Consider the following 25,844-nt stretch of genomic DNA (forward strand, 5'->3'; position numbering starts at 1 on the left):
GAGCTCCGGCCAGCGACCGCGCGGCCGGGCTCGGGGTGCCGCACCACTTGCTGCGCGGTCGCTGGCCGGAGCTCGCCGCGCGGGCCGGAACGGCGGACGTCGTGGTGTGCGGGAACGTCGTCTACAACGCGGCCGACCTCGCGCCGTTCGTGTCCGCGCTGACCGGTGCCGCCCGTCGCCGGGTGGTGGTCGAACTGGCCGCGCGTCATCCGCTGATCGAGCTCGCCCCTTTGTGGCAGCGGTTCCACGGCGTCACCCGCCCGGCAGGGCCCACTGCCGCCGACTTCCTCGCGGCCTTGGCGGAGCTGGGGATCCGGCCGCGGATCACCGAGTGGAGCCGACCGCCCGAGCCGGAGTACGCGACCTTCGCCGAACTCGTCGACGTCACCCGGAGGCGGCTGTGCCTGCCCGCGTCCCGGGCGGCCGAGGTCGAGACGGCGCTGCTGCGGCTGGAGGTCGACCCGGCGGTGCCGCCGGACCTCGGATCGTCGGGACGTGACCTGGTCACGGTGAGCTGGCCGGGAACCGGTTAGCCCCCGTCGCCCAGGGCCGGGCGGTCCGCCAGTGGCCCGCCAGGGCGGAGCAGTGCTTCCAGCCTCTTCAACGGCTCCGGGACCTCGCCTGCGGTGACCGCGAGGCCGCCGCCGTGCTCGTCGCGCTGAACTCGGTGTTCCAGGTGGTCATGTTCGGCGTGCTCGGCTGGTTCTACCTCGACCTGATGCCCGGCTGGCTCGGCCTCGACAGCCAGGACCTCGACTTCTCGCCGTGGGAGATCGCGTTCAGCGTGGTGGTCTTCCTCGGCGTCCCGCTGGCCGCGGGCTACCTGTCACGGCGCCTCGGCGAACGGGCCAAGGGCCGTGACTGGTACGAAAGCAGGATCCTGCCGAAGATCGGCCCGGTCGCGCTCTACGGGCTGCTGTTCACGATCGTGGTGCTGTTCGCGCTGCCGGGCGGCACCATCACCGCCCGGCCGCTGGACGTCGCCCGGATCGCCCTGCCCCTGCTGGCCTACTTCGCGATCATGTGGGCCGGTTCCTACGCGCTGGGCAAGGCGTCCGGCCTGTCCTACGAGCGGACGACGACGCTGGCGTTCACCGCCGCGGGCAACAACTTCGAGCTCGCCATCGCCGTGGCCATCGGTGTGTTCGGGGTGACGTCGGGACAGGCGCTGGCCGGGGTCGTCGGCCCGCTCATCGAGGTCCCGGTGCTGGTCGGCCTGGTCTACGTGAGCCTCTGGCTGCGCAAGCGCTGGGTCGAGGCCCCCGGCAGTCCCCTGAAGGCCACCTTCAGGGACTGATCGCCGACGCCGGTGCCGCGCGGCAACCGCCGGCCGCGGCGGCGTCCGGCTCGTCGAACAACCCGGAGCCGCCGCAGACCCCGGTGTCCGCCAGCCGCAGCTCGACCCGCCCGGCGGCCTCGTGGTCACCGGCGAGCCTCGCGGCGATGCTGCGCACCTGCTCGTAGCCGGTCATCGCGAGGAACGTCGGCGCGCGGCCGTAACTTTTCATCCCGGCCAGGTAGAAGTCCCGCTCCGGGTGCGCGAGTTCCCGGGCGCCGTGCGGGTAGACGGTGCCGCAGGAGTGCACGTTCGGGTCGACGAGCGGCGCGAGCGCCACCGGAGCCTGCAGGGTGGCGTCGAGTTCGAGGCGGATTTCCGACAGCCAGGACAGCTCCGGCCGGAAACCGCTGAGGGTGACGACCGAGTCGACGGCTTCGAGTCGTTGGCCTGCCGAGGAAACCAGGGCCAGCCGTCCGTCGGCGGCCCGCTCGACGACCTCGGTGCGGAAACCGGTGACTACCGTGATCACGCCCGAGCCCACCGCCTCACGCGCGCGCAGGCCGAGCGCGCCGCGGGCGGGCAGCTGGTCCGCGTCACCGCCGCCGAAGGTGTCGCCCACCGAACCGCGGCGCAGCACCCAGCTGATCCGTGTCTCCGGCGCGTCCTTCGCCAGGTCCGCCAACGCGATCAGCGCGGTGAGCGCGGAATGTCCGCTGCCCGCCACCACCACGTGCCCGCCCGCGTACCCCGAACGCACCCGCTCGTCGCCGAGATCGGGCACGCGGTAGGCGATCCGGTCGGCCGCCGCGCGCTCTCCGGCGGCCGGGAGTCCCTCGCCGCCCAGCGGATTGGGCGTCGACCAGGTGCCCGACGCGTCGATCACCGCGCGCGCCGCGAGCCGCTGTTCGACGCCGTCCGCGGTGCGCACGTGCACGGTGAACGGCTCGCCGTCCCGGCCGCTGTCGACCACCCGGTCCCGCCCGCGTCGGGCGACGCCGACGACCTCGGCGCCGAGCCGGACCCGCTCGCCGAGCGCCCGCGCGAGCGGCCACAGATAGCCCTCCGCCCACTCCCGGCCCGTCGGATACGTCTCGCCCGCGGGCCGCGCCCAGCCCGTCGGTGCCAGCAACCGTCCGCCTGCCGGGTCGACCAGCTCGGACCACGGGGAGAACAGCCGCACGTGATGCCACTGCGCCACCGCGGCTCCGGCCCGCGCCCCCTGCTCCAGGACGAGCGGCTCCAGGCCACGCTCCAGCAGCTGGGCCGCCGCCGCCAGCCCCACCGGCCCCGCTCCGATGACCACAACAGGCAACTCGGGCATGGTCCACGCACCTTTCATCGATACCATTCGATTAATGCTGCGGCGAATGTATCGATCCCAGTCGATTGACGCAACCATCGATGTTCACCGATACTGGGCGGCATGACCACCGTTGTCCCGAACCCGCAGCTCCTGCCGGAGCCCGAAGCCGCGTCGTACGCCGAGTGTTTCGCGTGCCTGGCCGAGCCGACCCGGGTCAAGCTGCTCCACGCGGTGGCGACCACGCCGCGCGGCCTCACGGTCGGCGCGCTGACCGAGATCCTCGGCATCAGCCAGTCCACCTGCTCACACCACGTGCGCAAACTCGCCGACGTCGGTTTCGTCCACCTCCGCAAGGCGGGCACCGCGACGCTCGTGACGATCAACCAGGCCTGCTGTAGCGGCCTTCCCCACGCCGCCGACGCCGTGATGGGCCTGCTCGCGCCCCGGCCGTGCTGCCCGGACGACCTTCCCGCCGACGTCACCGTGCGTGCCCTGCGGGGCGACGACTGGACCGCTGTCCGCCGCATCTACGCCGAGGGCGTCGCCACCGGCCTCGCGACCTTCGAAACCGAGGTGCCCGCCCTGGCGGCACTCGACGCGAAGTGGCTGCCGGGGCACCGCTGGGTCGCCGAGATCGACGGCGTGGTGGCGGGCTGGACCGCCGCGGCCCCGGCGTCGGCACGCGAGTGCTACTCCGGCGTCGCCGAGACCTCGGTCTACGTCGCCGACGGCCACCGAGGCCGTGGCCTCGGCAAAGCGTTGCTGCACAAGCAGGTCACCGAGGCGGATCGCGCCGGACTCTGGACCTTGCAGACCGCGATCTTCACCGAGAACCGCACCAGCGTCGCGCTGCACCACACCGCGGGCTACCGGACGATCGGGATCCGCGAACGCATAGCCCGCCGTGACGGCGTCTGGCACGACACCGTGTTCCTCGAGCGGCGCGGCATCCTCAGCTGAGGCCGGTCGGCCCGCTCACCGCGGCCACGGTGACGGCTTGTCCCTCAACTCGTCCTCGAAAATGGCGTCGACCCGCAGATTCGCCCGCCGCAGCAGCCGCACGGTGACCCGATCACGGCGGCAGCCGACAGCACGAGCAGGAAACCGACACTGATGGACGCCGAGTGCGACACGAGCGCCTCCCGATACTGGTGCGCGAGATACCCCAGAGCCATGCCCGCCGTCAGTGCGTCCAGGAGTGCGAGCAGTGCGGTTCGTGAGGCAGGCATAGGCACCGTCCAGCCGTGGCGCGACGCGTTGCGACGTCCTAGCAACTTAGACGAGCGCGGCGCGAAAACGGAGTCCGGTTACCTGTTTGGCCTACCAGACAGTACGAAACGACATCTGCTGTCACTCCCGCGAAGCGTCCTTCGCGCCGCCACGTCCGGCGGGGTGCGCCACCGTGACTGGCCGTGCCCGTGGCTGTGATAACTTGAAGCGAACCGGGATCTCTGTGCGAATGCAAACCCATGGGGATGGTCGTGAGGTCTCGGTACACCAGGGGCGGTAGCTCAGTTGGTTAGAGCAGGGGACTCATAATCCCTTGGCCGTCGGTTCGAGCCCGACCCGCCCCACCTCGAACAGTGCCTTTCAAGAGCACGTTTCGGACCGCCCCCGCTGGCGTAGCGGAGTGGGCTGTCAGTCAAGGCTTCGGCAACGGAGTCCGGAACGGCAAAAATAGTCCTATGTGGATGGATGAGTGGCCGTTTGACTCTGTCGTATACGGTTTGGGATTTCTTGTAGCGTCCGGTCGAGGGGGATCTCGTGACCATGGTCCTTGACTACCCGCTGTGCCGGGTGGCCACGTCACTGGTCTTTTCGAGCCCGTGTGCGATGTGGTCGCACCACCGGTCGCGGAGGACAAGCCCGACCCGTCCAAGTGCGAGGTCGGCGTCGACAAGTCGTCGAAACCCCCAGCAACAATGACGTATCCGGGCTCAGGCGGACTGGGTCTGCTTGATCTTCTTGAAGATGTGATGCGACGCGCCGGCGGCCTTCGCTGTCGCCGAACCGCGGAAGTAGATGGACCCGACCCTGGCCAGCATCGTCGCGACGTTCAGGAAGATGAAGGCGGCGCGGAAGGCGTCGATGGAGATGTCGTTCGCCGTCATCCAGGTGAACAGCTGACGGCCCCAGATGTCGGTGGATCCGTAGGAGAAGAAGATCTTCGCGCCGGTGATCAGCACCCAGCCGCCGACGTAGACCAGCCCGGCGCGGGAATAGACGCGGTGCGCGGAGACGTCGTACTCGAACTTCATCGGTGTCAGCGCCACGAAACCGAGTGCCGCGCCGACGAGCGCCGCGCCGATTTCAAACAGCAGTCCGTTGCCGGAGAAGGACATTCCCTCGAAGAAGAACGGGACGATGACCAGTCCGGTGACCAGCGGCCGGAACACCCGGAACGGCCCGATCTTGCGCCGGCCGATATCGCTTTCGATGGCTACGGCGAAGACGATCAGATTGAGCAGAAGAATGCCGATGGTCATCAAAGCCCCCAGATGTGGCGGAAACGTGGGGGCCAGCGTATTCAGCGGGCGTGGGGACTGTCGTCGAACCGAGGGTTGACTCCGGTCGCCGTTCGGTGCACGCGCGCGCCCGCTCAGGTGTCGCTGAAGGAAGCGAGTCCGTGCCGGTAGGCGTAGCGGACGGCCTGGGCCCGATCGCGCACCCGGGTCTTGGTGAACACCCGGTTGATATGCGTCTTGATGGTCGCCTCGCTGATGTGCAGCAACTCGATGATCTCGCCGTTGGACCGCCCGGCCGCGATCAGCCGCAGTACCTCGACCTCGCGCGGGGTCAGCCCGTCGGGCGCCTCGTCGGCGGCCGGTCCCGGCTGCTCGGCCGTCCGCCCGAGGTGCTCGCGGATCTGCGGCGAGATCAGTCCCTGGCCCCGCGCCGCCGCGGTGACCGCCTGGTGGATGTCCTTGCGGTCGGCGTCCTTGGTCAGGTAGCTCACCGCGCCGGCGCGGAAGGCCTCGGCGATCTCCTCGTCGTCGGCGTAGGTGGTCAGCACGACGATCTGGGTCTCCGGATGACGGGCCCGGATGCGTTTGATCGCCTCCACGCCGCTCAGCTGGGGCATCCGCAGGTCCATCAGCACGACGTCGAGCCGCTGGGCGTCGGCCAGCGCGACGATCTCCGCGCCGGTGGCGGCCACGCCCGCCACCTCGACGTCGGGCAGCAGGTCCATCAGCAGGGCCAGCCCGTCGCGCACCACCGGGTGGTCGTCGGCGATGGCCACCCGCAGCACCCTGTCGTCCGCCGTCTCGTTCGCTCCGGTCACAGCGGTATCCTGATGCACACGCGCCAGCGGTGCCCGTCGGGACCGGCGGTGGCCGTGCCGCCGACCACCGCCGCGCGTTCGACCAGCCCGGCGATGCCGTAGCCGGAGCCCACCACCGTGGGCGTCGAGGGCGCCGCGGCGGTGACGTTGGCGGTGACGTTGGTGGTTATGTCGTTGGTGACGGTCAGCGAGACCTCGCCGGGGGCGTAGGCCAGCGTCATCGGGACGGGACTCCCCGGCGCGTGCTTGCGGACGTTCGTCAGCGCCTCCTGCCCGGCCCGGTAGAGCGCCATCGTCACGTCCGTCGGAAGGGTGACCGGTTCGCCGGTGACCCGCAGCCCGGCCGGGTGGCCGTCCGAGTCGGTGTAGGCGCCCGCCAGGCTGCTGAGCAGGTCGTCGAGCGGGAGCACCTCCTCCCGCAGCGAGAGGATCGCCCGCCGCGTCTCGACCAGGCCCTCCCTGGTCAGCTCGTCGGCGCGCTTGAGGGCGTCGCGGATCCGGCCGGTGCCGGTCTGGTCCTGCACCAGCGCGTCGATCACCTTGAGCTGCACCGAGAGCGCCGCGAGCGCGTGGGCCTGGATGTCGTGCAGCTCCCTGGCGATGCGGGAGCGCTCGGCCAGCGTCGCCGCGCGCGCGTGTTCCTGGGCCGCGACCTGGACGTTCGACAGCAGCAGCTCCGCCTGCTCGGCCCGCTGCATGTACTGGAACCGGAAGCTGCCGAGGAGCACGCAGGCGATCAGCACCAGCGTGTTCGTCAGCAGGTTCGGCCAGGACGCCAGCGCGTGCCCCAGCACCGTCATGGCGAGCACGCCCACCAGGACGCCGAGCGCCTGCCGGTGCTGCAGGCGGGCTCCCGCGTCGATCAGCGCCAGCGCGGGGAACACGATCGCCACTCCGACGGGGCTCAACCCGGCCAGCAGCCCGCCGGGCAGCCCGAACAACAGCAGCGCGAGCACCTGGCCGCGGCGGTCGAGCCAGTCCGACGCGAGCCAGAGGAGCCAGCCCGCCGAGCACAACGTCAGCAGCACGGTCAGCGTCAGCGGCAGCCCGGACCAGCCGGGATGCGGCGTCGTCGTCCGGAGCACGTAGAAGACCAGCAGCACCAGCCCGGCGAGGCGAACCGCCCGCAGCGGCCACGAAAGGCCGCCGCGATAGGGGAACGACGACACGATCACCACGTCATCGTTGCACGCCTCGCACCGGCGGGCCGCCTTCGACGATCTCCAGCAGCCCGGTCACCGTGGCGAGGAGGGTCTCCACCACGAGTGCGGCCTCCGCCACGCTCAGGAAGGCGAGCTTGTGCTCGAAGAACCCGCGGACCCGGTCTTTCCCGGTGAGCAGCACCAGGTTGGCGTGTAGCACCCGGCCACCCGGCGCAGCTCCGGCAGGTCCCGGCCCGCGACCACGCAGCCGAGCAGGAAACTCCCGAGCCCGGCCACCTTGGCGAGCGCGTGCTGATAAGCCTTGCAGAGCAAGGAATTCGGCAGCAGACCGGCGGTGGGCCCGGCGCGGCCGTTTCGTCAGCTCCGGACCCAGTTCGAGCGGGTGCAGTTCGGCCTTGTCGCCGACGTCGGGCCACCGGATGTCCACATCGGACACCGCACTGAGTTCCTCGGCCACCGCTTGGATCCGCGCGTCGGCCTCGGGCGTACCGGCCCGTGCGTGCAGCCAGGCGTTGACGTCACAGGAGGTCGGCACCGGTTCGGCGGCGGCTGGGCAGGTCCCTGTCCTCCGGCGGGAGGTCGAGGATGTCCGGCTGGGCGAACGGAATACTCGGCAGTTCAGCGGCCGTGGTCAGCTGTCTCCTGCTCGTTCCGCACCGGCGGGTCACCGGTCACTCATGGTTCATCGCCGCCGCCCGGGGTGCCCGGACGGCTACTCCGACGCGGTGATTCGCGCTTGCTCGATCAGATTGAAAGGGAGGGCGCGCCTGTTTCGATTGTGAATTTCGGCCTGGGGTTTGTGGCGGGCGAGCACGGACTCGTGTCAGCCACAGTCCGCCGACACGTGCGTGTCCGTCCTGGAGAATCCCTACTTCTTCCACCTGTTGCGGCGGGACAACCGCGACCGCCTCGCCGCGCTCGACCAGGTGGTGTCGATGCCGACCGAAGACGGGGTTTCCTCTCCGAGGTTCTTGACGGTGTAGATCCGATCTATCCGCCCGCGGTCCAAGACGATTCCGGTTATTTCATCGTGTACGCCACTCCGGCGTCGCTGTACGAAATCGTTTCCCAGTCCCGCAGCCTGAGCGCCGGGCGCGGCTGGATCGGTACTTGCCCGTACCTGTTCCTCGTCCATCTGATGACGCTCCATAACGAGGATCTGGTCCGGCGCTACGAATACCAGGTGCGTACCCTCATCGAGCACCTCAAGAAGGTGGGGCCGCTCGGTTCGGCCGACGACGTCGGTCGATGGCGACGCGGCCTGAAGGTCGACGAGACGTTCACGATGTTCCGGCACTTTCGTCTCAGCCGATTCCAGGAGGTGCACCGGCACCGCTACTTCAACGTCCTCAGATACGACACCGAACGGGCCTTCTACCACTCGATCGCGGAGGTTCGCGGAATCCGGCAGCGCGAACAGTACTGGTCAGAGGTCGTCGCCGACCTGGAAAGCGCGGTCGACGACCTCCGCGAGGCTGGGCGACGGCGGGCCGACGACCGGCGCAACAAACTGCTCGCCGCCGTGGCGGTGATCGGCGTCCTGCAGGTGGTGTTCCAGGTCCTCAACTACTTCTTCGAAAAGGGCCTGGCCAAGATCGAATGGGCCGTCGGGTCGACCGTCGTCACTCTCCTCGTGGTGGCCGTGATCGTCGGGCCCTGGTGGCGATCCGAAAAGTAAGCTGGACTACGCAGGTCCTTGTTCGCTGTCACCACCGATGCCAACTCGTTCGGCGTTGGTCTGGTGGAGCGGTCCCGCCCCCGGCCGTGACCTGGTGGGCCGAGCACAACCCCGATACGAAGCGCAGGACGAGCGCCACGCCGAGACCGGGGTGGGCCCAGTAGCCCGGCAGCGGGATCGACGTACCTACTGGGACGACGGGTCGTGATCAGGCGTGGCGACCGCTGCTGTGGCGGCCCGCTCGATCTCGGCGCGCTGGGTTTCCCAGAAGGCCGCGTCGCGCTGCTGGTTCACGTATTCCGCGGCGGTGCCGATCGAGCCGTCGAGCTGTTCACGCAGGATGTCGGCATGTCCGGCGTGCCTGCTGGTCTCGGTGAGCATGTGGACCAGAACGTTGAACAGCATCACGCGGGGACGTGGCCACCAGGGCACGTAGCCGGACGAGTCGACGGCGAGGGCGGTGATCGTCGCGTCCGAGTGCTCCCAGACGCGCTGGTAGCGGCCGACGATCTCCTCACGAGTCTCGTGTTCCGTCGCCCACAGGTCGGTGCCGCGCTTCCCGAGGTCGTCCCACCGGTGCGGGGGCTCGGGGAACGGCCGGTCGAAGACCTCGCCGAAGTACCGGGACTCCGACACCGACAGGTGCTTGACCAGGCCGAGAAGGTTGGTTCCTGTCGAGGTCAGCGGACGGCGGATGTCGTACTCGCCGAGCCCGTCGAGCTTCCAGACCAGCACCTCGCGAATCTCTCGCAGATCGCTGTGCAGGTACTCTTTCGCGAACTCATCGATCATGGGCACGAGCCTGCCATACCCCGAAACAAGCCCAGGTGCCAACTGTGTACGGTCCCGGATCTCGTTTGGTGTCAAGGGAATCAGCCCGGCTGACGCGCGTTTCGTGTCGAACCCGGACCATCTGCCTATCGGCCGTCCTAGCTGCTACAGGGCGTTGTGGCGCAGGAATCGCGGCGACAAGGCCTCGGCAACCCCGGCGAGGTACTCGACGATGGCCTCGGTCTCGGCCTCGACGAGTCCCGCGCGCCAGGCGAAGACCACTTGCACGAAGCCGCCGATGCCCAGCAATACGTTGGTGCGGAACTCGTTCTCGTCGATCTGCGGACGCAGATACGGGCGGGCGAGCGTGATGAGCAGGTCGGTCGCGAGTTGGATGACGTCGTGACGCCGCTGTTCGAGCACGGCGCTGCCGGTGTGGTCGCCGAAGAGGATCTGGGCCTGCTCCGGTTCGTCCGCGATGTGGTGGACCACCGCGGTGAGCGCGGCGCGGAGCTGCTCGAGAGGCGGGCGTTCGGACAGCGCGTGGATCGTGGTGAGGAGCATCGCGAAGGTCTCGTCCCGCACCTGGTCCCACACCGTGCCCAGTAGCGCGTCCCGGTCGGTGAAGTTCTCGTAGAAGTACCGGTCGGTCAGACCCGCGCGAGCACACACGCCGCGCATGGTGACCGCGGTCCAGCTCTGGTCGCGCCAGAGCTGCAGGGCCGCGTCTATCAGGGAGCCACGGCGTTCGGCGCTGCGCTGTTCGGCGGTTTTGCCGCCATATCTGCGTGCGGTGGCGCGGGTCGACTTCACCCGGCCATCTTGACAGCGCATGCCCTCAGATTGCAATCTGAGGGCATGCGCCTTCACAAAGCGGTGAGGCGGGCAGGCTCGCTGCGAAGCCAGGTTGCCGCCGCGGTCACGTTCGCCACCGTCCGGCCGCTGGCCGGGGTTCTCCCGGCGAATCGGGCCGGAGTCGTGGTGTCTCGCCGCGTGGTGGCGATCAGCCTGGCGATCTTCGGCCCTCCCCTGCGGGGAAGTCGCGTCGAGCGTGTCGATCAGCTGGTCTCGCCGGACTTGCGGGTGCGGGGGGAGTGGGTACGAGGGCCGTCGGGCACGACGGACGACGACGCGGTGATCCTCTACCTGCACGGAAGCGGCTATGCGATCTGCTCGTCGCGCACCCATCGCGGCCTCACCACCCGGTTGTCCGCCCTGACCGGCCTGCCGGTCTTCAGCTGCGACTACCGGCTGGCCCCCTCCCATCGATTCCCGTGTGCCGCTGACGACGTACGGGCCGCGTACGAATGGTTGCTGAGTGAAGGCCGTGATCCGGCCCGGATCGTGGTGGCCGGTGATTCCGCCGGAGGTCATCTGGCCGTCGACCTCATCTCGCGGCTGCTCCAGGAGGGGTGGGTCGCCCCGGCGGCTTTGGTGCTGTTCTCCCCCCTGCTGGATCTCAGCCTGGCCGGGGCGGCGCTGCGTGAACGGGTACGTCCGGACCCGATGATCTCCGCCGCACGGGCCGCCCGGCTCGTCGGGCTGTACGTCGGGGACCACGATCCGTCGACCCCGCGGCTGCGGCTGCACATCGACGGACGGAGTGGCTTCCCGCCGACGCTGATCCAGGCGGGCGGCCGGGAGATGCTCGCCGCGGACGCCGTCGAGCTGTCCCGGCGGCTGGGTGCGCTGCCCGGCGCGGTCTGCGCGCTGGAGATCTGGCCCGGTCAGATGCACGTGTTCCAAGCGCTGCCCCGGATAGTCCCCGAGGCCAAGCGGGCGCTGGCGCGGGCCGGCGATTTCGTAGTGCGACAGCTGGACATAGCCGACCGTGACGGTCGTGCCGAGCTTGTGAAGGAGGCCTGATGGCACAGCGACGAACTCACCGGTCCCACGCGGTGGTGACCGGAGCCGGCAGCGGGATCGGTCGCGCGTTCGCCGAGGAACTGGCACGCCGGGGCGGGCGCGTGGTCTGCGCCGACCTCGACCTGGCCGGTGCGAAGGAGACCGTACGACGCATCGAAGCCGCGAACGGCGAGGCGCTGGCAACGCGGTGCGACGTCGTGCGTGAGCAGGATGTGCGTGAACTGGCCGAGACCGCGGCGGACTGGTTCGGCCACGCGCCGACCCTCGTCATCAACAACGCGGGTATCGGCGCGGGCGGCGAGGTCGTCGGCGAGAGCACGCTGGAGGACTGGCGACGCACGCTGGACGTCAACCTCTGGGGGGTCATCCACGGTTGCCACGTGTTCCTCCCGGCTCTGCGCGACGCCGGGCGTGGTGGCGTCATCAACGTCGCCTCGGCGGCTGCTTTCACGGCCGCACCGAGGATGTCCGCGTACAACGTCAGCAAGGCGGGTGTCCTGAGCCTGTCGGAGACGCTCGCGGCCGAGCTGTCCGGCACGGGAATCGGCGTGACGGTCCTGTGTCCGACGTTCGTCAAAACCAATATCTTCCACGGCGAACTGATCGAGTCCGCGGCGGCGGGACTCGCCCAGCGGATCGCCGGTGTCATCGGGTTTTCACCGGAGCGCGTGGCACGCACGACCCTCGACGCCCACGACCGCGGCCGCCTTTACGTCGTGCCACAGCCCGACGCTCGCTTGTTGTGGCTCGGCAAGAGGCTCCTGCCGCTGCCTTACGCCCGCGCGGCCGGTCTGATCGGCAGGTTCGCCCCCGGAGCCCGAAAGGAGCAGGCATGAGTTCACACTTCGACGAAATGCTGCGGACCATCAAGGACAAGCAGTGGTCGCTGGCCGACATCGACTGGGATTCCCCTGGCGCCGAGACGGTGACGGATGAACTGCGCGCCAAGATGACGCCGTTCATGGCGGACCTGGTGTGGATCGAGCACGTGGGCGCCCGCGGGTTCGCCTCGCTCGCGAAAAAGGCGCCGACACCGGTGATCGAGGAGATCTACCGGTATTTCCACGCCGAAGAGCAGAAGCACGCCAACGCTGAGCTGGCCCTGATGAAGCGCTGGGGGATGCTCGACGAAAACGACGACATGCCCGAGCCGAACATCAACGTCAAGCTGGCGATCAAGGTGCTCGACCGCTACGGCGACTCGCTCCCGCTGACCGGTCTCGCGACGCTGATCCCGCTACTGGAGTGCGCGCTGGACGGCGCACTGGTGAAGTTCCTGCTGGACGAGGTGCAGGACCCGGTCTGCCACGAAGTGTTCCGCCACATCAACTCCGACGAAGCCCGGCACATCACCGTCGACTTCCAGGTGCTGGAACTCATCGGCGCCGGACCGAAACACCGGCTGCTCATCGAAACCATCGGGAACCTCAAGCCCCAGGTGGTCCTCGGCCTGATCGTGGTGTTCGTGCCGCTGATCAACAAGATGCGCGACAACATCGTGGCACTCGGCTTGCCGGAGAAGAAGCTCTACAACGCGGTCAAACGGTTCGCCACCATCGGCGGGCGCGGCGAGCACACCCGCCGGATCCCCGCCTACCACGTGCTCAAGGCCCAGGCCGCCATGATCGTCGACCGGTCCCATCCCTACCACCGGCTGCTGGCGGACCCGATGGTGAAGCTCACCAGCCTCATCCCCGCCAGGCTCCTGTCCAAGCCGCAGTCCTGGGTCGACGAGATCACCCACCGGCCGGTGGCCGAATGAGCCTCGCCGATTTCCGGGGCGAAACCCTGGGCCACCAACGCTGGCGGGGGCGTGACTTCAGCGGCCAGCGGGTGGCCGTCATCGCGTCCGCGCGGGAAACCGTCGACATCGTGCCGGAGCTGGTTCGCACCGCGCTGTTCGTCAAGGTGTTCCAGGACCGGCCGGGATGGGTGCTCCCGCGTCCTGTTCCGGCGCTGGGGCCACTACGGCAGGTGGCCGCGCGGCTGCATCTGCGGCTCGGCGTCAGTGATGACTGGACCCGCCGGCTGCTGACCCCGCATCCGCGCTTCGGTTCACCGCATTTCATGGTCAGCGAAGACTTCTACGCCGCGCTGGAACGCCCGGACTGCAAGCTCATCGCCTGGCCCATCTACGCGATCACTCCCGACGGAGTGCGCACCGCCGAAGGAATCGAACACCGGGTGGACTGCATCGTCCATGGCGAGACGGTGCCGCTCGGCCACGACACCGCAGTCACCACGAAACCAGCCCGGCAGGAGCGGACCGCGTGAGCAGTCAACGAAACGACGAGCCGGTGCACCGGCACCGGATGAATCCCTTGCCCGACAACGAGGTCGTCATCATCGGCGGCGGATTCTCCGGCATCGGCGCGGCCATCCTGCTGGAGAAGGCGGGGTTCTCCGACTACCTGATAGTCGAAGAGGGCGACGGCATCGGCGGCGCCTGGCACTGGAACACCTATCCCGGTGTCGCGGTCGACATCCCGTCGTTCAGCTACCAGTTCTCCTTCGAACAGGTCGCGGGCTGGTCCCGGATCTACGCGCCGGGACGCGAACTCAAGGCCTACGCCGAGTATTGCGTCGACAAGTACGACGTGCGGCGGCGCACCCGGCTCGGCACCCGCATCACCGCCGCCATCTTTGACGACGAAGCACACCTGTGGCGGCTGGAGACGTCCCACGGCGACACGATCACCGCCCGGTTCGTCATCGGCGCGACCGGCGTGCTCACCCAACCGAAGGCGCCCGACATCGAGGGCCTCGCGGAGTTCACCGGCACCGTGATGCACACCGCGCGCTGGGACGACAGGGTCGACCTGCGTGGCCGCCGGGTCGCCATCGTCGGCACCGGTGCCTCCGCGGTCCAGGTGATTCCCTCGATCGCGCCGCTGGTGGAGCAGTTGACCGTTTTCCAGCGAACCCCGATCTGGTGCTTGCCGAAGCCGGACATGGCCCTTCCCAGGACGGCGGCACTGGCACTGCGGCGACTCCCCGGCGCGAAGACGCTCTCCCGCCTGGTCAGCCAGGCGTTCGTCGAGCTGACCTTCCCCCTCGCCGCGCATTTCCACGGCCTGCTCCCGGTCGCGGGAACCGGTGAACGGATCGGACGAGCTCACCTGCGAAGGACCGTCAAAGACCCGGCGCTGCGTGACAAACTCACGCCGCGCTACGCGCTCGGCTGTAAACGTCCGAGCTTCTCCAACGAATATCTGACCACCTTCAACCGGGCCAACGTGGCGCTGGAGACGACATCGATCAAAGCCGTCACGGCCGCCGGGCTGCGCACCACCGACGGCGTCGACCACGACGCGGACGTGCTGATCCTCGCGACCGGCTTCAAGGTCTTCGAAAAAGGCAACATGCCCGCCTTCACCGTGCGCGGAGCGGGCGGCGTGGACCTCGAGCAATTCTGGCAGGAGAACCGGTACCAGGCCTACCAGGGAGTCAGTGTTCCCGGTTTCCCCAACTTCTTCACGATTCTCGGCCCGTACGGCTATAACGGCTCCTCCTACTTCAACCTCATCGAGACGCAGACCGCTCATCTCATCCGGTGTCTCAAACACGCCCGCGAAGCCGGCGCCACCCGGATCGAGGTCACCCGGGAAGCCAACGACCGCTACTTCCGGCACATGCTGGGCAGGCGCAAGCACCAGGTGTTCTTCCAGGACAGTTGCGCGAACGCGAACAGCTACTACTTCGACGAAAACGGGGATGTGCCGTTCCGTGCGTCCCCGACACTGGAAACGATGTGGACCAGTTCCCGTTTCGACCTCGGCCATTACACGTTCGAACAGATCCGCGGGCGGGCGGGTGGTACGGCCGTCGCAAAACCACAGCGCGAGCGCATCGCATCGGCGGGGGATGAGACGGGGATCGGGGAGGTCCGGTCGAAGCGAGCCAAAATTGTCGCTGACCGGCCGAGGTGAAACGTCACGACAGATCGATGTCCGGTGAGGTGACGCGATGACGGCAAGATACGAAGCTGTTCTCCCGACTACCTTGATGAATATTCTCGTCGATTTGGACGATGGTGATTGTCGCTGATTCTGCCGGTCGGGACGAGACTCTGTTTCGGGGCCGGTTGGCGCGATCCCCCAGTAGGTGTGGTCTCTCACCGGGGGCTTCAAAGCCGTGGTCCACCGGTGACGGTGAGGAAACCGTCGCCGGTGGACACCGCGGCAACGACCTCGTTCTCGCGCGAGGGGTTGTGCCGACCCTCGCCGCGAGTATCGCGGCGGTCTCGTTTGCCGCTCGCTGGCCTCGCGTTGTCCGTTGCTGAACTTGGGTCGGCCTAACGTCGACGAGGACTCCATTTCGCCGTCAACGCGGAGGAACCATGACCGCAGACGATCCCGGCCCCCGGTTCGCGAACACCGCTGCGCCGGAAGGCGTGCGGTGCTCCGACGTCGAGCGTGAACGCACCGCCCACGCACTGCTCAAGGCCGCGGGCGAAGGCAGGCTTTCGCTGGCCGAGGTCGATGAGCGGACCGCCACGACCTACGCCGCCCAGTACCGGCACGAGCTCGGCGCGGTCGTCGCTGACCTGCCGCGAGCCGAGGCGCCTGCCGCCGGCTGGCGTCCGGTGCTCGCCGTGGCCGGTAGGCAGCTCGCCATGGACCTGATGACTCTCACGGGCCGTCACGGTGCGGCGTCGAATCCCCGCCGGAAAGCGGTCCTGATTGTGTTGATGGTGCTCGTGTTTGTCGCCATGGGGATACTCGCGGCACACGGATTCATCGACGGAGGCCCTGAACACCACGCGGTCGGCCACGACTGACGTCTCAACCTGGCTGCTTTGCTGTGTGCACGGCCGTGATCGCCGCCGTCTCGGTCTCCGCCCGTTCCCGCGAATCCGTCGCCGGGTCCCTGCCGCCGGTGAGCGGATACCTCGACGACGGCCTGCCGCTGACAGGCTCGGCCCGTATGGGCGTTTTCACCGCGTTCGAGCCTGGACGCAGTGGCCTGACGCGAGGTGTCAAGCTGACTTCCTCAACGTCCTCACAGCGCCAACCCTGCACCATGCGGGGAGTTCATCCAACGAGGGTGGGCGGATCGCTACAAGTCAGGGGCTGTGCAGGTGCCGTTCGCTCTCCTCGATATCCCCACCACGCGACGTCGGCGGGCGGCTGATCGATGTCGAGGACCCGTGTCTATCGCCATGGTGTGCTGGCGGCCGAAGGCTTTCCGGTGGCTGATGTGTCTGACTACCTCGCCGAGCCGGGCGCGACGGTGTGGCTCGATTTCTGTGGGCCGACGGAGAATGACCTCGCGGCAATCAGTGAGGAGCTCGGCCTGCATGCGCTGGCGGTCGAGGACGCAGTCCACGAGCATCAACGCGCGAAGCTCGACCGGTATGAGTCGCACGCGTTTCTGACCGCGTACTCGGCCACGCTGGACGAGGACGCCGGAAGTCTGCTCGTCTCCGAACTGTCGGCGTTCGTCACTGCTCGCGCCTTGGTCACCGTTCGTAAGGACGAGAACTTCGATATCGCCGCGGTGGTCGCTCGCTGGGACTCGGCGGCGGACCTGGCCAAGAACGGTGTCGGCTTCCTGCTGCACGGATTGCTCGACTACATCGTCGACGGTCACTTCGAGGTTGTGCAGTCCCTGGATGGGCAGATCGAGGCTCTTGAAGACCTCGTATTCGATGAAAGCCCGCATTACGCCGATATGCAGCGGCGGTCGTTCGCCTTGCGCAAGAGCCTGGTGCAGATACGGCGGGTCGTGCTCCCGATGCGCGAAGTCGTCAACTCGATCATGCGCCGCGATCTGCACCTGGTTGACGATGAGATGCAGCCTTACTTCCAGGACGTCTATGATCATGTGTTGCGTGCTTCCGAGTGGACGGAGTCGTTGCGGGACTTGGTCACCACGATCCGGGAGACACAGCTCAACATTCAGGGTAACCATCTCAACACCATCATGAAGAAGGTCACCAGCTGGGCGGCGATCATCGCCATTCCCACCGCGGTCACGGGGTTCTACGGCCAGAACGTGCCCTATCCCGGATTTCAGACAGTCGCCGGATTCTGGACGTCCACGCTCGTGATCATCGTCTTGTCCGGCGCCCTGTACCTCAGCTTCAAGAAACGTGATTGGCTCTGACCATGGCCCCGAAGAACCGGTCGTCCCGGACTTCTCGGTGTCGATGAGGCCGCTGACGCTGCCTTCCTGGTAGTCGACCGTGGCGTCGAGTCCGGTGACGGTGCGGCACGCCGGTCAGCGTGGCCATGCCAGCGTCGGTGACCGAAGAGTCGGCGGTGACCTGCACCTGGCCGCTCCGTGGGTCCACCCGCCACGTGGTGCGGCGAGGCGGGCGGACCGGCCCGGTTCGGCGGTAACCGCTTTCAGTTCGAAGGCCCGGTAGCCGACGAGTTTCGGTGTCGCACCGGCCGCGCGAACCTGGTCCGCGGCAGACCGTGTGTGGTGCTTCGTCGATAGCGGGCAGAAGGCGGGGTCATCTCCGTCTCTGATGAATGGGACGATGCCACTCCGGCGTAGGCGGTTGTGCGCGCGCTTCGCAGCTTAGGGATCTAGAGGCTGCATTTCCACCCACGAAAGTTGTGAACTGCCTGATCGCACATCTCGACGATCGAGGTGTCCCGGCAGGAATCGCCAGACGCGCGCGCGGGACTCGAGGCCGGGAAAGATGGTTGTCGCGCTGCGTCCGTCCAGCGCGAGAGGGCGGTACGCCATCCGAAATTCGATCGCGTGCCGGGGGATCCGTCGAAATGGCGATTTGTGCCGGTTTGCGTGGTTCCATGAGGGTGCCTATCTTTCCCTCCTTTCGAAGGTGTTCGGCTTGGCTTGGCCCTGCGACTCTGTTATTTCCTGCATGAGCGGAAGCGCTCATTGAAATCAGGTCCACCGATTTCGGCCGGCTAATCGCCGCCTCGCTGTGGCGAATTTGACCTGCCTGGAAAGGAAAATGATGCGGAGAATCCTGCTTGCCGCGCTGGGTGCGTGCACGGTCCTGTTCGCGGTTGCCGCGCCTGCCGCGGCAGCCCCACCTCCCGCAGCGTCGCAGCCGTCCATTATCGGCGGTGGCGACGCCACCGAGACGTACTCGTTCATGGTGTCGCTGGACAACGGCTGCGGTGGCAGCCTGGTCTCGCCGCAGTGGATCGTCACCGCTCACCACTGTGGTGACGCGTCACAGGGGAGGGTCGGGTCGACCGACATCAACTCCGGCGGCGAGCTCGGCGACATCGACAACGTGATCACCAAGCCGGGTACCGATCTGACCATGATGCACCTGTCCCAGCCTGTCAACGCGGCACCGGTCCCGATGGCGCAGGACAACCCGGCGGCGGGAACGAGCGCTCGGCTGCTCGGCTGGGGCTGTTTGAGCTGGCCGAGTTGCCAGACCCCGTCGACCCTGCAGGAAATTGACCTGACCGTGCTCGACAGTGGTGCGTGCGCCGAGGGTGGCGGGGGAGCGGGCGACGTCTGTATCTCGGGCGATCAGGCACATTCCGCGTGCCATGGTGACTCGGGCGGACCGGCCGTCGTCGGGTCGCCCGGCAACTGGACGCTGGTCGGGGAGACCCACGGGCCGGGTGACAACCAGGGCGAATGCGCCACCAGCACGCTCTACACCGGTATCGCCCAGCACCTGTCGTGGATCAACCAGCAGATCGGCGGCGGTTTTCTCGCCACGGCGCCCATTCGGTGAGTGACCGTCATGCACCGTGTTCTTCAGGAGAGGTGTCATCAGATGATTCAGCATCGCATCGGCCGTTTCGCCGTCGCGCTCACGGCCGTGCTCCTTCCGCTGGCCGGTGTCCAGGTCGTCGCGGCGACCACCGCCAGTGCCGCACCGAATGTCGTGAACCTGCAGTACGACTCCACCGACGCGCCCGACTACCTGTCCGAAGCCGACCAGGCCGCGGCCAACTGGAACGGGGCGGTGAGCAATGTCCACCTGGACTCCGGCGGCGGCGCAACCATCGTCATCCATGAGGTGACCGGTGGTGGTTCCTACACCCAGACCGACGGCCACGGCAGCGGTGACATCTACATCGACACTGCCCAGGTCGCCGAGGGCAACGACCCGACCCGGATCCTGGCTCACGAAATGGGTCACAACCTCGGCCTGCCGGATCACTACACCGGCCCCTGCACGGAGATCATGTCCGGCCACGGCCCGGGACCGTCGTGCAAGAACGCGATGCCCGACGCTCAGGAGAGCGCCCAGGTCGACCAGAATTTCGCCAACGGCTTCGCTACATCCTCGACGCTCGTCTCGCGCGTCTACCGGTGACTTCCTGACAGCTCCGAGCTGTTTAATCGTTCCAGCGCCGACGCCCACGTGACAACAACTCGCCACTGCCTCGTGGGCGTCGGCGAGGCGAGCAGCAGAAGCCTGAGCGCTCCTACCCACGCCGCGATTCTCATCAGTCGAGTGTAGTTCTCGAGACGTCATGTGCCGGCGGTCGGTTATCGCGTTCCCCTCAGCGTTTTCACAGCGTTCGTTTACTAGGGTTTGACAATGACAACGATGCTGTTCATCGTCGTGGTGGTACTGACACTCGCACTCGTGGTGTTTCTGGCTTGGGCTTTCGGGAACGACAGCGCGGTACCGCCACGAGTCTCAGAACGCGTCTGAGAACTGACGTAGTAGTCGCCGCTCGAAGCCTCGGGCGCCTGTCCTTCAAAGCCGCCCACCCTCCACAAAGGACGAAAAGTCTACCCATTCGCCCGTTTCATACCGCCACGACCGTTTCATGTGTGCCCCTGAAGGCCACCATGACGGCGTTAAACGCCGTGAAGGCTCCCATCAGGGCACACGGCAAAGCCTGGGGTAGCGACCGAAGGGGACTTTCCCTCGACTCAACCTTGCAAAAGTCCCCTTCACCAGAACAGACCGGGTGAAAGTCCCCGTCAGTCACGAGGCCCCAGGCGCCAAACTGGACGACATGACATCAGTTTCCGGACGCCTTCTCAGATTCGCCACCGCAAACGCACATCGGTGATGACCTGAACGGTGGTATTCCCTGAGTTAATGCCCAGTGTGTAAATAGCATGATTTCGCTACGTTCACACTGTGACCGCAGGTTCCCCGATCCTTGTCGTCGTGCTTTCTTGCGCGCTGATCATTGTCGCGGTGATCGTCAGCCGGGCGTCGCTGGCCTCGGCCATGCTGCGAGCCAACGCCAAGCCGATCCCGTGGCCGCTGGACGCGCCGCGTTGCCCCCCCCCCCGGGACGCGGTGCGCCGCGTCGGGACGCACCTTGCCCATGTGGGTCAGTTGCCGAGTGTCCCGATGTTGTCGCTGGCGTTCGCGACGCCATACCCGTCCGCGGTGGCTTCCTTGACTACCTTGCCGTCGACCTCGATCGCCACCTTGATGGTGCCTTTCCCGCTGCCCTGCGCCAGGATGCTCACGACCTGGAATGCGTCGCCCGCAGGCAGTTCGATCGTCTTCTCCCAGGGCAGTTTCACGTTGGACGCCTGGCTCGACGTGGTCATGCCGTCGGTCGTGTAGGTGATACTGGCGGCCTTGCCCGTGCCAGTGACCTTGTAGACCACGGTGTGCTTTGTCGCGGCGGCGGCGTCGGCACTGACCGGTGCGTTCGAAGCTGCGGCCTGCGACTGGGAGGCAGGCGAGGTCGGTAGCGAGTTCGCGGTGTCGACCACCGCTTTGCTGACGGCCACCGCCCAGATGACGCAGACGACAAGGCCGATCGCCGACAGTACGATTCCGGTGATCGCCAGGCCGCCGTTGTTCGCCGCACCGCGGCGGACGCGGGCGTGGCCCACCAGCGACAGGATCAAGCCGACAATGACCAGCGGCCACGCGATGATCCCGATGATCGGGATCGGCGAGAAGATCAGCCCGATGAGGCCGAGGACAAACCCCGCTGTGCCGAGGCCGTTACTCGGCGCCACCGGGCCAGGGGAGGGCTGTGGCTGATAAGGATATGGGGCGGTCACGGGGAATCCCTTCGCGTGGCGGTTGCGTTGTGTGGTCGGTTCGCCAGCGCCGGGTGTTACAGGCTGTCACTCGTTCTGGGGGTTTTTGACCTTGGTTCGCCGTCCGTGAAGCTCAGTAGTCGCCGAGTTCCTTGCGCAGCCGCGCGAGTGCACGGTGCTGGGCGACGCGCACGGCGCCGGGGGTGGAGCCGACAGCGTCGGCGGTTTCTTCGGCGGACAGGCCGACCACGACTCGCAGCACGACGATGTCCCGTTGTTTGTCGGGCAGCACCCGGAGCAGCTGGGACATGCGCTCGTTCAACTCGCCCTGCAGGGCGCGCTGCTCGGGACCGACGTCACCCTCGATCTCATCGGGGACCTCGGCGACCGGTTCGGCGCGATTACGGGCCGCGGCGCGATGCGCGTCGGCGACCTTGTGCTGGGCGATGCCGTAGACGAAGGCCAGGAACGGGCGGCCTTGATCACGGTACGAGGGCAATGCCGTGAGCACCGCGAGACACACCTCCTGCGCGACGTCGTCCGCTGACGCGTACGTACGTTCGTAGGTGCCCACCCGGCCGCGGCAGTACCGGATCACCAGCGGGCGGATCGCCGCGAGCAGGTGCTCGGTCGCGCGGTCGTCGCCGCCCATGGCCGGGCCGACCGAACCGGTGACGGCCTCCTCCACCGCGTGCACGCGGTGGAAGCGGGCGGGTACGGCGGGTTCGCCGCTGTCGGCGGGCTCCCGCACCGTGGCGCGGCTCTTGATCCGGCGGAGGGTGCCTTCGACGTCCACGGTGGCGCGCAGGGAATCGGTGAACACGGTGTCGGCGGCGGTCATCACGTCACCGAACTCCTCGTCGCTCATGGTCCGCACTTCTCTCGTCTGTTCTTCTGGCCACTGGTCGAAGACCTGCCGCAGCCGCTCTCGCGCTTGTCGCAGCGTGGATTCGACGGCCGGTATCCCGAGCGCCTCGGCGATCTCGCCAGGTGCGAAGCCGTCGAGTGACCAGGCCATCACGGTTCGCTGCGAGGGCGGCAGCTGGTCCAGCGCGCTCACCACGAAGGACGTCTTCTCGAACAGCGCTGCCGTTTCGTCGGCCTGCGGCTCGTCGGCGCCGGTCCATTCGCTCCTGGCCGCCAGCCGCACCCACGCGCGCGGACGGTCCAGCGAGGGCCAGGATTCGAACGCGCCCAGCATCGCCTCGACCGCCGCGTCTCCGGCGGCTTCGAGCCCGGAGCCGGTCTTGCAGCCGAACCCGACCAGCACCGGGAAGTCGGCACGGAAGAACTCGTCGAAGTCCTCGTGACCACTCACCCCGCACCACCGTTCCCCGTCGCCGCCCGCAGCACTCACAGGTGTAGGTGCGGTGAGCGGGCCGCCACGTGCAACGATTTGGTCAAGGCTTGGCCGCGGCGAGCAAGACACCCGGGCGTCAACGTGTCGTAAATGACTACGGCGGGTAAGAACCCACTGGTAGGGTGTCAGAAGCGTCAGGTTCGGCCGTACCTCGGGGAGAGGTGGGGCCGGTGCCGGGCACAGGGCAGCACCAGACAAGACGTGGCAGGCCGGGAACATCTCCGGCCGGTGGCACGTTGAAACCCCGGCGTCCGATCGCGGTGCACACCACGCGCTGCGGACGCCCCGCCCGGATCCGGGCACCACAGCCGCAAATCGACCACTACACGTCGTTTCCGTGCGCAGCGGAACGACGCCCAGGGAAGGAGGTGACCAGATATGAACCGGATCACGACCGAGTGGCCGGAGAGCGCGGCTTGCCGGGACGAAGACCCCGAGCTGTTCTTCCCGGTCTCCGATGTCGGCCCAGGCGCCCGCCAGGTCGAGCAGGCACGTGCCGTGTGCGCGCGCTGCCCCGTACAGGCCCAGTGCTTGAGGCACGCGCTCGACAGCGGGCTGGACCACGGCGTTTTCGGTGGAACCACCGAGCGCGAGCGCCGAACGTTGGCCCGCAGGACACCGCAGCGAGCTCCGGCCGTCTGACCAGCAGAGTCAGTCACCGGGGCGGTCGCGCCGCCTCCCCGGCGATCAGCGGGGGAGGCGGCGCGACGCGGTTTCCGCAACCTTTTCCGGCTTCCGCCCGTAGTTCCCGGTGCGAGGGCACCAGTCCTTGGGAAAGTGACCGGCCGGGGGACGCGATGCACCTGAGAACACGCTCTTCGCTGGCGATGATCGGCTTGCTCGCGCTCGCCGCCGCCTGCGCCCCCGCCGGAGGGGTGAGCGCCCCCGCCACTTCCAGCCACAGCGCCCCCGCGTTCGTCGTCGCGCCGGGCACCACAGCGACCACCACAGCGACTACCACAGCGACCACCAAGGCACCCCAGCCACGCCCGCCCTGTTCCGGGGAGACCGCCGCCTGCGTCAGCCTGTCCGCGGAGCTGGCCTGGCTCATGAAGGACGGCCAGGTCGTCTTCGGTCCGGTGCCGGTCAAGTCGGGCAAGCCCGAGAGCCCCACTCCGCAGGGCACGTTCCGGGTCCAGTGGAAAGACCAGGAGCACTTCAGCAGCGAGTTCGCGCAGCTGCCGATGCCCAACTCGGTGTTCTTCGCGGGCGGTGGCATCGCGTTCCACGGCGGCAGTCTCGACGCCGGGTCGCACGGGTGCGTGCACCTGTCCGACGCCGACTCGCTCAGGTTCTTCGAATTCCTCGGTGTCGGCGCCGTCGTCCAGGTGGCCGCGTGAAGCGGCGGTAAAGTGAAAAATCACCGACAGAATGGTGTCCCGGTCGGTGATCCGCCATTTTGTCCGACCATTGTTCACCCCGGCCGAAACGCGTTATCCTCTGTGCGCATCGCCCGGCTCCGGATTGACGATCTTCGTTTTCCGCCACACTGACCACGGCCTCGGCCGGACGCGGTGAAGGGGGCCCGGTGCGGGCCGGACCCCCTTCGCCTTTCCTGGCCGCTGTTCGGTCACTCGTCGTGCGTGTCGTCTTGGGATTTACCGTGCCTGCGGAATTGCCGGCTGCGAAACAGGCCGCCGGGGGAGTGTCGTCCGGCGGGTGGCAGACTCGGCGCGTGAGCGGAACGGTGCTGGTACTGGGCGGGCGCAGCGAAATCGGGCTGGCGGTGGCGCGGCGGCTGGTCGCGGGCGGGGGCAAGGTCGTCCTGGCCGCGCGCCGCAGCGACGACCTCGACGCCGAGGCCGCGTCCCTGCTCGAAGCGGGGGCGACGGCGGTCGAGCGCGTCGAGTTCGACGCCGACGACCTGTCCGCCCACGGCCCCGTCTTCGACGACGTCGTGGCGAAGCACGGCCCGCTCGGCGTGGTGGTCACCGCGTTCGGGTTGCTGGGGGACCAGGCACGGGCCGAAACCGACGTGGACCACGCCGTCGCGGTGGTCCACACCGACTACGTCGCGCACGTGAGCGTGCTGACTCACGTGGCCAACCTGTTGCGGCGTCAGGACAGCGGAAGTCTCGTCGTGTTCTCGTCCGTGGCCGGGGTCCGGGTGCGGCGGGCGAACTACGTCTACGGCTCCGCGAAGGCCGGGCTCGACGGCTTCGCGAGCGGCCTGGCGGACGCGCTGCACGGCACCGGCGTGCACCTGCTGCTGGTCCGCCCCGGGTTCGTGATCGGCCGGATGACCGAGGGCATGTCCCCGGCGCCACTGTCCAGCACGCCGGACCAGGTGGCCGACGCGACGGTCGCGGCGCTGCGCCGCCGCCGGTCCGTGGTCTGGGTGCCGGGGACGCTGCGGCCGCTGTTCGCGGTGATGCGCGTGCTGCCGCGCGCGATCTGGCGCCGGCTGCCCCGCTAGCCGGGAGGTGCCCTTTCGGTACCCGGTCGGTCACGCGGTGTCGACCGATATGACGCACATCATGGCCCTGACAGAAACCTGACAGGATTCTCATCCAATCGGCGCACAGTTTCTCAGGTGATTCCCAGCAAACGCGGTGATCCTCGAAGTAGGGGTTCCATTCACTGACCGCGGGGAGAGTCGCGTGCTGATCACGTCCCGCGGCCGCCGGATCGGCGGCCGCGTCGCACTGGGTGTCGTCTCGACGCTCGTGCTCGGGGCGACCGGTTACGCGTGGTCGCAGCTGAGCAGGCTCGACACCGCGATAGTCACGGCCGACGTCATTCCGCCGGCTGCCCAGATCGAGGAGACACCGGGGCGTCCACTGGCCGTCGCGCAGAACATCCTGCTCGTCGGGCTCGACTCGCGTACCGACACCAACGGCATCCCGTTGCCACAGAGCGTGCTCGACGCGTTGCACGCGGGCAGTGGCAGTGACGGCGGGGACACCACGGATACGATGATCGTGGTGCACATCCCGGCCGGGGGCGCGGCCGCCACGGCGATCTCGATCCCGCGTGACTCCTATGTGGACATCGCGGGCGGCTACGGCAAGCACAAGATCAATTCCGCGTACAGCCGTGGCAAAGCGAGCGCGATGAACACCCTGCGCGCCCACGGCGTCAGCGGGCCACAGCTCGAAGTGCAGAGCAACGCCGCCGCGGCGAAGAGCACGATCCAGACTGTCGAGCAGCTCACCGGGCTCACCATCAACCATTACGCGGCCCTCAACCTGGCCGGATTCGCCGCGCTGAGCGAGTCCGTCGG

General features: G+C 67.9%; 26 protein-coding genes, 1 tRNA gene and 2 pseudogenes. 18 read left to right on the plus strand and 11 right to left on the minus strand.

Annotated elements, in window-relative coordinates:
* Both QMK34_RS19300 and QMK34_RS19305 read left to right on the plus strand, forming a co-directional pair.
* Positions 1–533: pseudogene (locus QMK34_RS19300) on the plus strand (class I SAM-dependent methyltransferase); the annotation flags it as partial.
* An 80-nt stretch (positions 534–613) separates the two neighbouring features.
* A pseudogene (locus QMK34_RS19305) lies at positions 614–1,297 on the plus strand (arsenic resistance protein); the annotation flags it as partial.
* Here QMK34_RS19305 and QMK34_RS19310 read toward each other — a convergent pair.
* Positions 1,287–2,600 carry an FAD-dependent oxidoreductase gene (locus QMK34_RS19310; RefSeq protein WP_326415487.1) on the minus strand — a complete coding sequence of 438 codons (1,314 nt, stop codon included), beginning with the start codon at positions 2,598–2,600 and terminating at the stop codon, positions 1,287–1,289. The pseudogene QMK34_RS19305 and the gene QMK34_RS19310 sit on opposite strands and share 11 nt — an antisense overlap.
* Before the next feature lie 102 nt (positions 2,601–2,702).
* Between QMK34_RS19310 and QMK34_RS19315 the strand changes: the two genes are divergently transcribed.
* Positions 2,703–3,542, plus strand: coding sequence for a helix-turn-helix domain-containing GNAT family N-acetyltransferase (locus QMK34_RS19315; protein ID WP_326415488.1), 840 nt, complete (start codon positions 2,703–2,705; stop codon positions 3,540–3,542).
* Between the two features lie 540 nt (positions 3,543–4,082).
* Positions 4,083–4,156, plus strand: a tRNA-Ile gene (locus QMK34_RS19320).
* A gap of 363 nt (positions 4,157–4,519) precedes the next feature.
* Here QMK34_RS19320 and QMK34_RS19325 read toward each other — a convergent pair.
* The 5 genes from QMK34_RS19325 to QMK34_RS19345 all read right to left on the minus strand — a co-directional run bounded on the left by QMK34_RS19325 (position 4,520) and on the right by QMK34_RS19345 (position 7,696).
* Complete coding sequence (locus QMK34_RS19325; protein ID WP_326415489.1) at positions 4,520–5,068, minus strand: hypothetical protein; 549 nt, start codon at positions 5,066–5,068, stop codon at positions 4,520–4,522.
* A 113-nt stretch (positions 5,069–5,181) separates the two neighbouring features.
* Complete coding sequence (locus QMK34_RS19330) at positions 5,182–5,865, minus strand: response regulator transcription factor (RefSeq protein ID WP_326415490.1); 684 nt, start codon at positions 5,863–5,865, stop codon at positions 5,182–5,184.
* The gene (locus QMK34_RS19335; protein WP_326415492.1) at positions 5,862–7,040 is read right to left on the minus strand and encodes a sensor histidine kinase; all 1,179 of its coding nucleotides are present in this window, start codon (positions 7,038–7,040) and stop codon (positions 5,862–5,864) included. The genes QMK34_RS19330 and QMK34_RS19335 overlap by 4 nt, the downstream gene beginning before the upstream one ends.
* A gap of 4 nt (positions 7,041–7,044) precedes the next feature.
* Positions 7,045–7,563, minus strand: coding sequence for a hypothetical protein (locus tag QMK34_RS19340; RefSeq protein WP_326415493.1), 519 nt, complete (start codon positions 7,561–7,563; stop codon positions 7,045–7,047).
* Positions 7,547–7,696 (minus strand): hypothetical protein, encoded by a 150-nt coding sequence (locus tag QMK34_RS19345; RefSeq protein ID WP_326415494.1) that lies wholly within the window; start codon positions 7,694–7,696, stop codon positions 7,547–7,549. Before QMK34_RS19345 ends, QMK34_RS19340 begins: the two co-directional genes overlap by 17 nt.
* Before the next feature lie 68 nt (positions 7,697–7,764).
* Here QMK34_RS19345 and QMK34_RS19350 point away from each other — a divergent pair, with 68 nt between their 5' ends.
* The gene (locus QMK34_RS19350) at positions 7,765–8,706 is read left to right on the plus strand and encodes a hypothetical protein (protein WP_326415495.1); all 942 of its coding nucleotides are present in this window, start codon (positions 7,765–7,767) and stop codon (positions 8,704–8,706) included.
* A 186-nt stretch (positions 8,707–8,892) separates the two neighbouring features.
* Here the strand turns inward: QMK34_RS19350 and QMK34_RS19355 are convergent, their stop codons facing one another.
* Positions 8,893–9,498, minus strand: a complete 606-nt coding sequence (locus QMK34_RS19355) for a DinB family protein (protein WP_326415496.1) — start codon at positions 9,496–9,498, stop codon at positions 8,893–8,895.
* A 144-nt stretch (positions 9,499–9,642) separates the two neighbouring features.
* Complete coding sequence (locus tag QMK34_RS19360; RefSeq protein WP_326415497.1) at positions 9,643–10,290, minus strand: TetR/AcrR family transcriptional regulator; 648 nt, start codon at positions 10,288–10,290, stop codon at positions 9,643–9,645.
* 45 nt (positions 10,291–10,335) lie between these two features.
* Here QMK34_RS19360 and QMK34_RS19365 point away from each other — a divergent pair, with 45 nt between their 5' ends.
* From QMK34_RS19365 to QMK34_RS19395, 7 genes are all read left to right on the plus strand, one after another.
* Positions 10,336–11,343 carry an alpha/beta hydrolase gene (locus QMK34_RS19365; protein ID WP_326415498.1) on the plus strand — a complete coding sequence of 336 codons (1,008 nt, stop codon included), beginning with the start codon at positions 10,336–10,338 and terminating at the stop codon, positions 11,341–11,343.
* Complete coding sequence (locus tag QMK34_RS19370; RefSeq protein ID WP_326415499.1) at positions 11,343–12,179, plus strand: SDR family NAD(P)-dependent oxidoreductase; 837 nt, start codon at positions 11,343–11,345, stop codon at positions 12,177–12,179. The genes QMK34_RS19365 and QMK34_RS19370 overlap by 1 nt, the downstream gene beginning before the upstream one ends.
* On the plus strand, positions 12,176–13,105 hold the full coding sequence (locus QMK34_RS19375; protein ID WP_326415500.1) for a ferritin-like domain-containing protein: 930 nt from the start codon (positions 12,176–12,178) through the stop codon (positions 13,103–13,105). Before QMK34_RS19370 ends, QMK34_RS19375 begins: the two co-directional genes overlap by 4 nt.
* Entirely contained in the window at positions 13,102–13,617 is a 516-nt protein-coding gene (locus QMK34_RS19380; RefSeq protein ID WP_326415501.1) for an FAD-dependent oxidoreductase, read from the plus strand. Before QMK34_RS19375 ends, QMK34_RS19380 begins: the two co-directional genes overlap by 4 nt.
* Positions 13,614–15,272 carry a flavin-containing monooxygenase gene (locus tag QMK34_RS19385; protein ID WP_326415502.1) on the plus strand — a complete coding sequence of 553 codons (1,659 nt, stop codon included), beginning with the start codon at positions 13,614–13,616 and terminating at the stop codon, positions 15,270–15,272. The genes QMK34_RS19380 and QMK34_RS19385 overlap by 4 nt, the downstream gene beginning before the upstream one ends.
* Before the next feature lie 410 nt (positions 15,273–15,682).
* Complete coding sequence (locus QMK34_RS19390; protein ID WP_326415503.1) at positions 15,683–16,123, plus strand: DUF1707 SHOCT-like domain-containing protein; 441 nt, start codon at positions 15,683–15,685, stop codon at positions 16,121–16,123.
* 356 nt (positions 16,124–16,479) lie between these two features.
* Positions 16,480–17,451 carry a magnesium transporter CorA family protein gene (locus tag QMK34_RS19395; protein ID WP_326415504.1) on the plus strand — a complete coding sequence of 324 codons (972 nt, stop codon included), beginning with the start codon at positions 16,480–16,482 and terminating at the stop codon, positions 17,449–17,451.
* Here the strand turns inward: QMK34_RS19395 and QMK34_RS47875 are convergent.
* Positions 17,429–17,638, minus strand: coding sequence for a hypothetical protein (locus tag QMK34_RS47875; RefSeq protein ID WP_442785177.1), 210 nt, complete (start codon positions 17,636–17,638; stop codon positions 17,429–17,431). The two genes, QMK34_RS19395 and QMK34_RS47875, sit on opposite strands and share 23 nt — an antisense overlap.
* A gap of 636 nt (positions 17,639–18,274) precedes the next feature.
* Here QMK34_RS47875 and QMK34_RS19400 point away from each other — a divergent pair.
* Complete coding sequence (locus tag QMK34_RS19400; protein WP_326415505.1) at positions 18,275–19,021, plus strand: S1 family peptidase; 747 nt, start codon at positions 18,275–18,277, stop codon at positions 19,019–19,021.
* A gap of 42 nt (positions 19,022–19,063) precedes the next feature.
* Positions 19,064–19,609, plus strand: a complete 546-nt coding sequence (locus QMK34_RS19405; protein WP_326415506.1) for a snapalysin family zinc-dependent metalloprotease — start codon at positions 19,064–19,066, stop codon at positions 19,607–19,609.
* 983 nt (positions 19,610–20,592) lie between these two features.
* On the opposite strand, the gene QMK34_RS19410 is transcribed toward QMK34_RS19405, so the two are convergent.
* Positions 20,593–21,237 (minus strand): DUF4190 domain-containing protein, encoded by a 645-nt coding sequence (locus tag QMK34_RS19410; RefSeq protein ID WP_326415507.1) that lies wholly within the window; start codon positions 21,235–21,237, stop codon positions 20,593–20,595.
* A 157-nt stretch (positions 21,238–21,394) separates the two neighbouring features.
* Positions 21,395–22,102, minus strand: a complete 708-nt coding sequence (gene shbA, locus QMK34_RS47880; RefSeq protein WP_442785178.1) for an RNA polymerase sigma factor ShbA — start codon at positions 22,100–22,102, stop codon at positions 21,395–21,397.
* An 897-nt stretch (positions 22,103–22,999) separates the two neighbouring features.
* Between shbA and QMK34_RS19420 the strand changes: the two genes are divergently transcribed.
* The 4 genes from QMK34_RS19420 to QMK34_RS19435 all read left to right on the plus strand — a co-directional run.
* Complete coding sequence (locus tag QMK34_RS19420) at positions 23,000–23,263, plus strand: WhiB family transcriptional regulator (protein ID WP_326415509.1); 264 nt, start codon at positions 23,000–23,002, stop codon at positions 23,261–23,263.
* Positions 23,264–23,418: 155 nt separating this feature from the next.
* Entirely contained in the window at positions 23,419–23,961 is a 543-nt protein-coding gene (locus tag QMK34_RS19425) for a L,D-transpeptidase (protein WP_326415510.1), read from the plus strand.
* A gap of 335 nt (positions 23,962–24,296) precedes the next feature.
* Positions 24,297–25,037 carry an SDR family NAD(P)-dependent oxidoreductase gene (locus QMK34_RS19430; RefSeq protein WP_326415511.1) on the plus strand — a complete coding sequence of 247 codons (741 nt, stop codon included), beginning with the start codon at positions 24,297–24,299 and terminating at the stop codon, positions 25,035–25,037.
* Between the two features lie 184 nt (positions 25,038–25,221).
* Positions 25,222–25,844 (plus strand): LCP family protein (locus QMK34_RS19435; RefSeq protein WP_326415512.1); only part of this gene is annotated, 623 nt, incomplete at its 3' end.

This window comes from Amycolatopsis sp. H20-H5 (genome assembly GCF_035828755.1).
In the GTDB taxonomy this organism is placed as follows: Bacteria; Actinomycetota; Actinomycetes; order Mycobacteriales; family Pseudonocardiaceae; genus Amycolatopsis.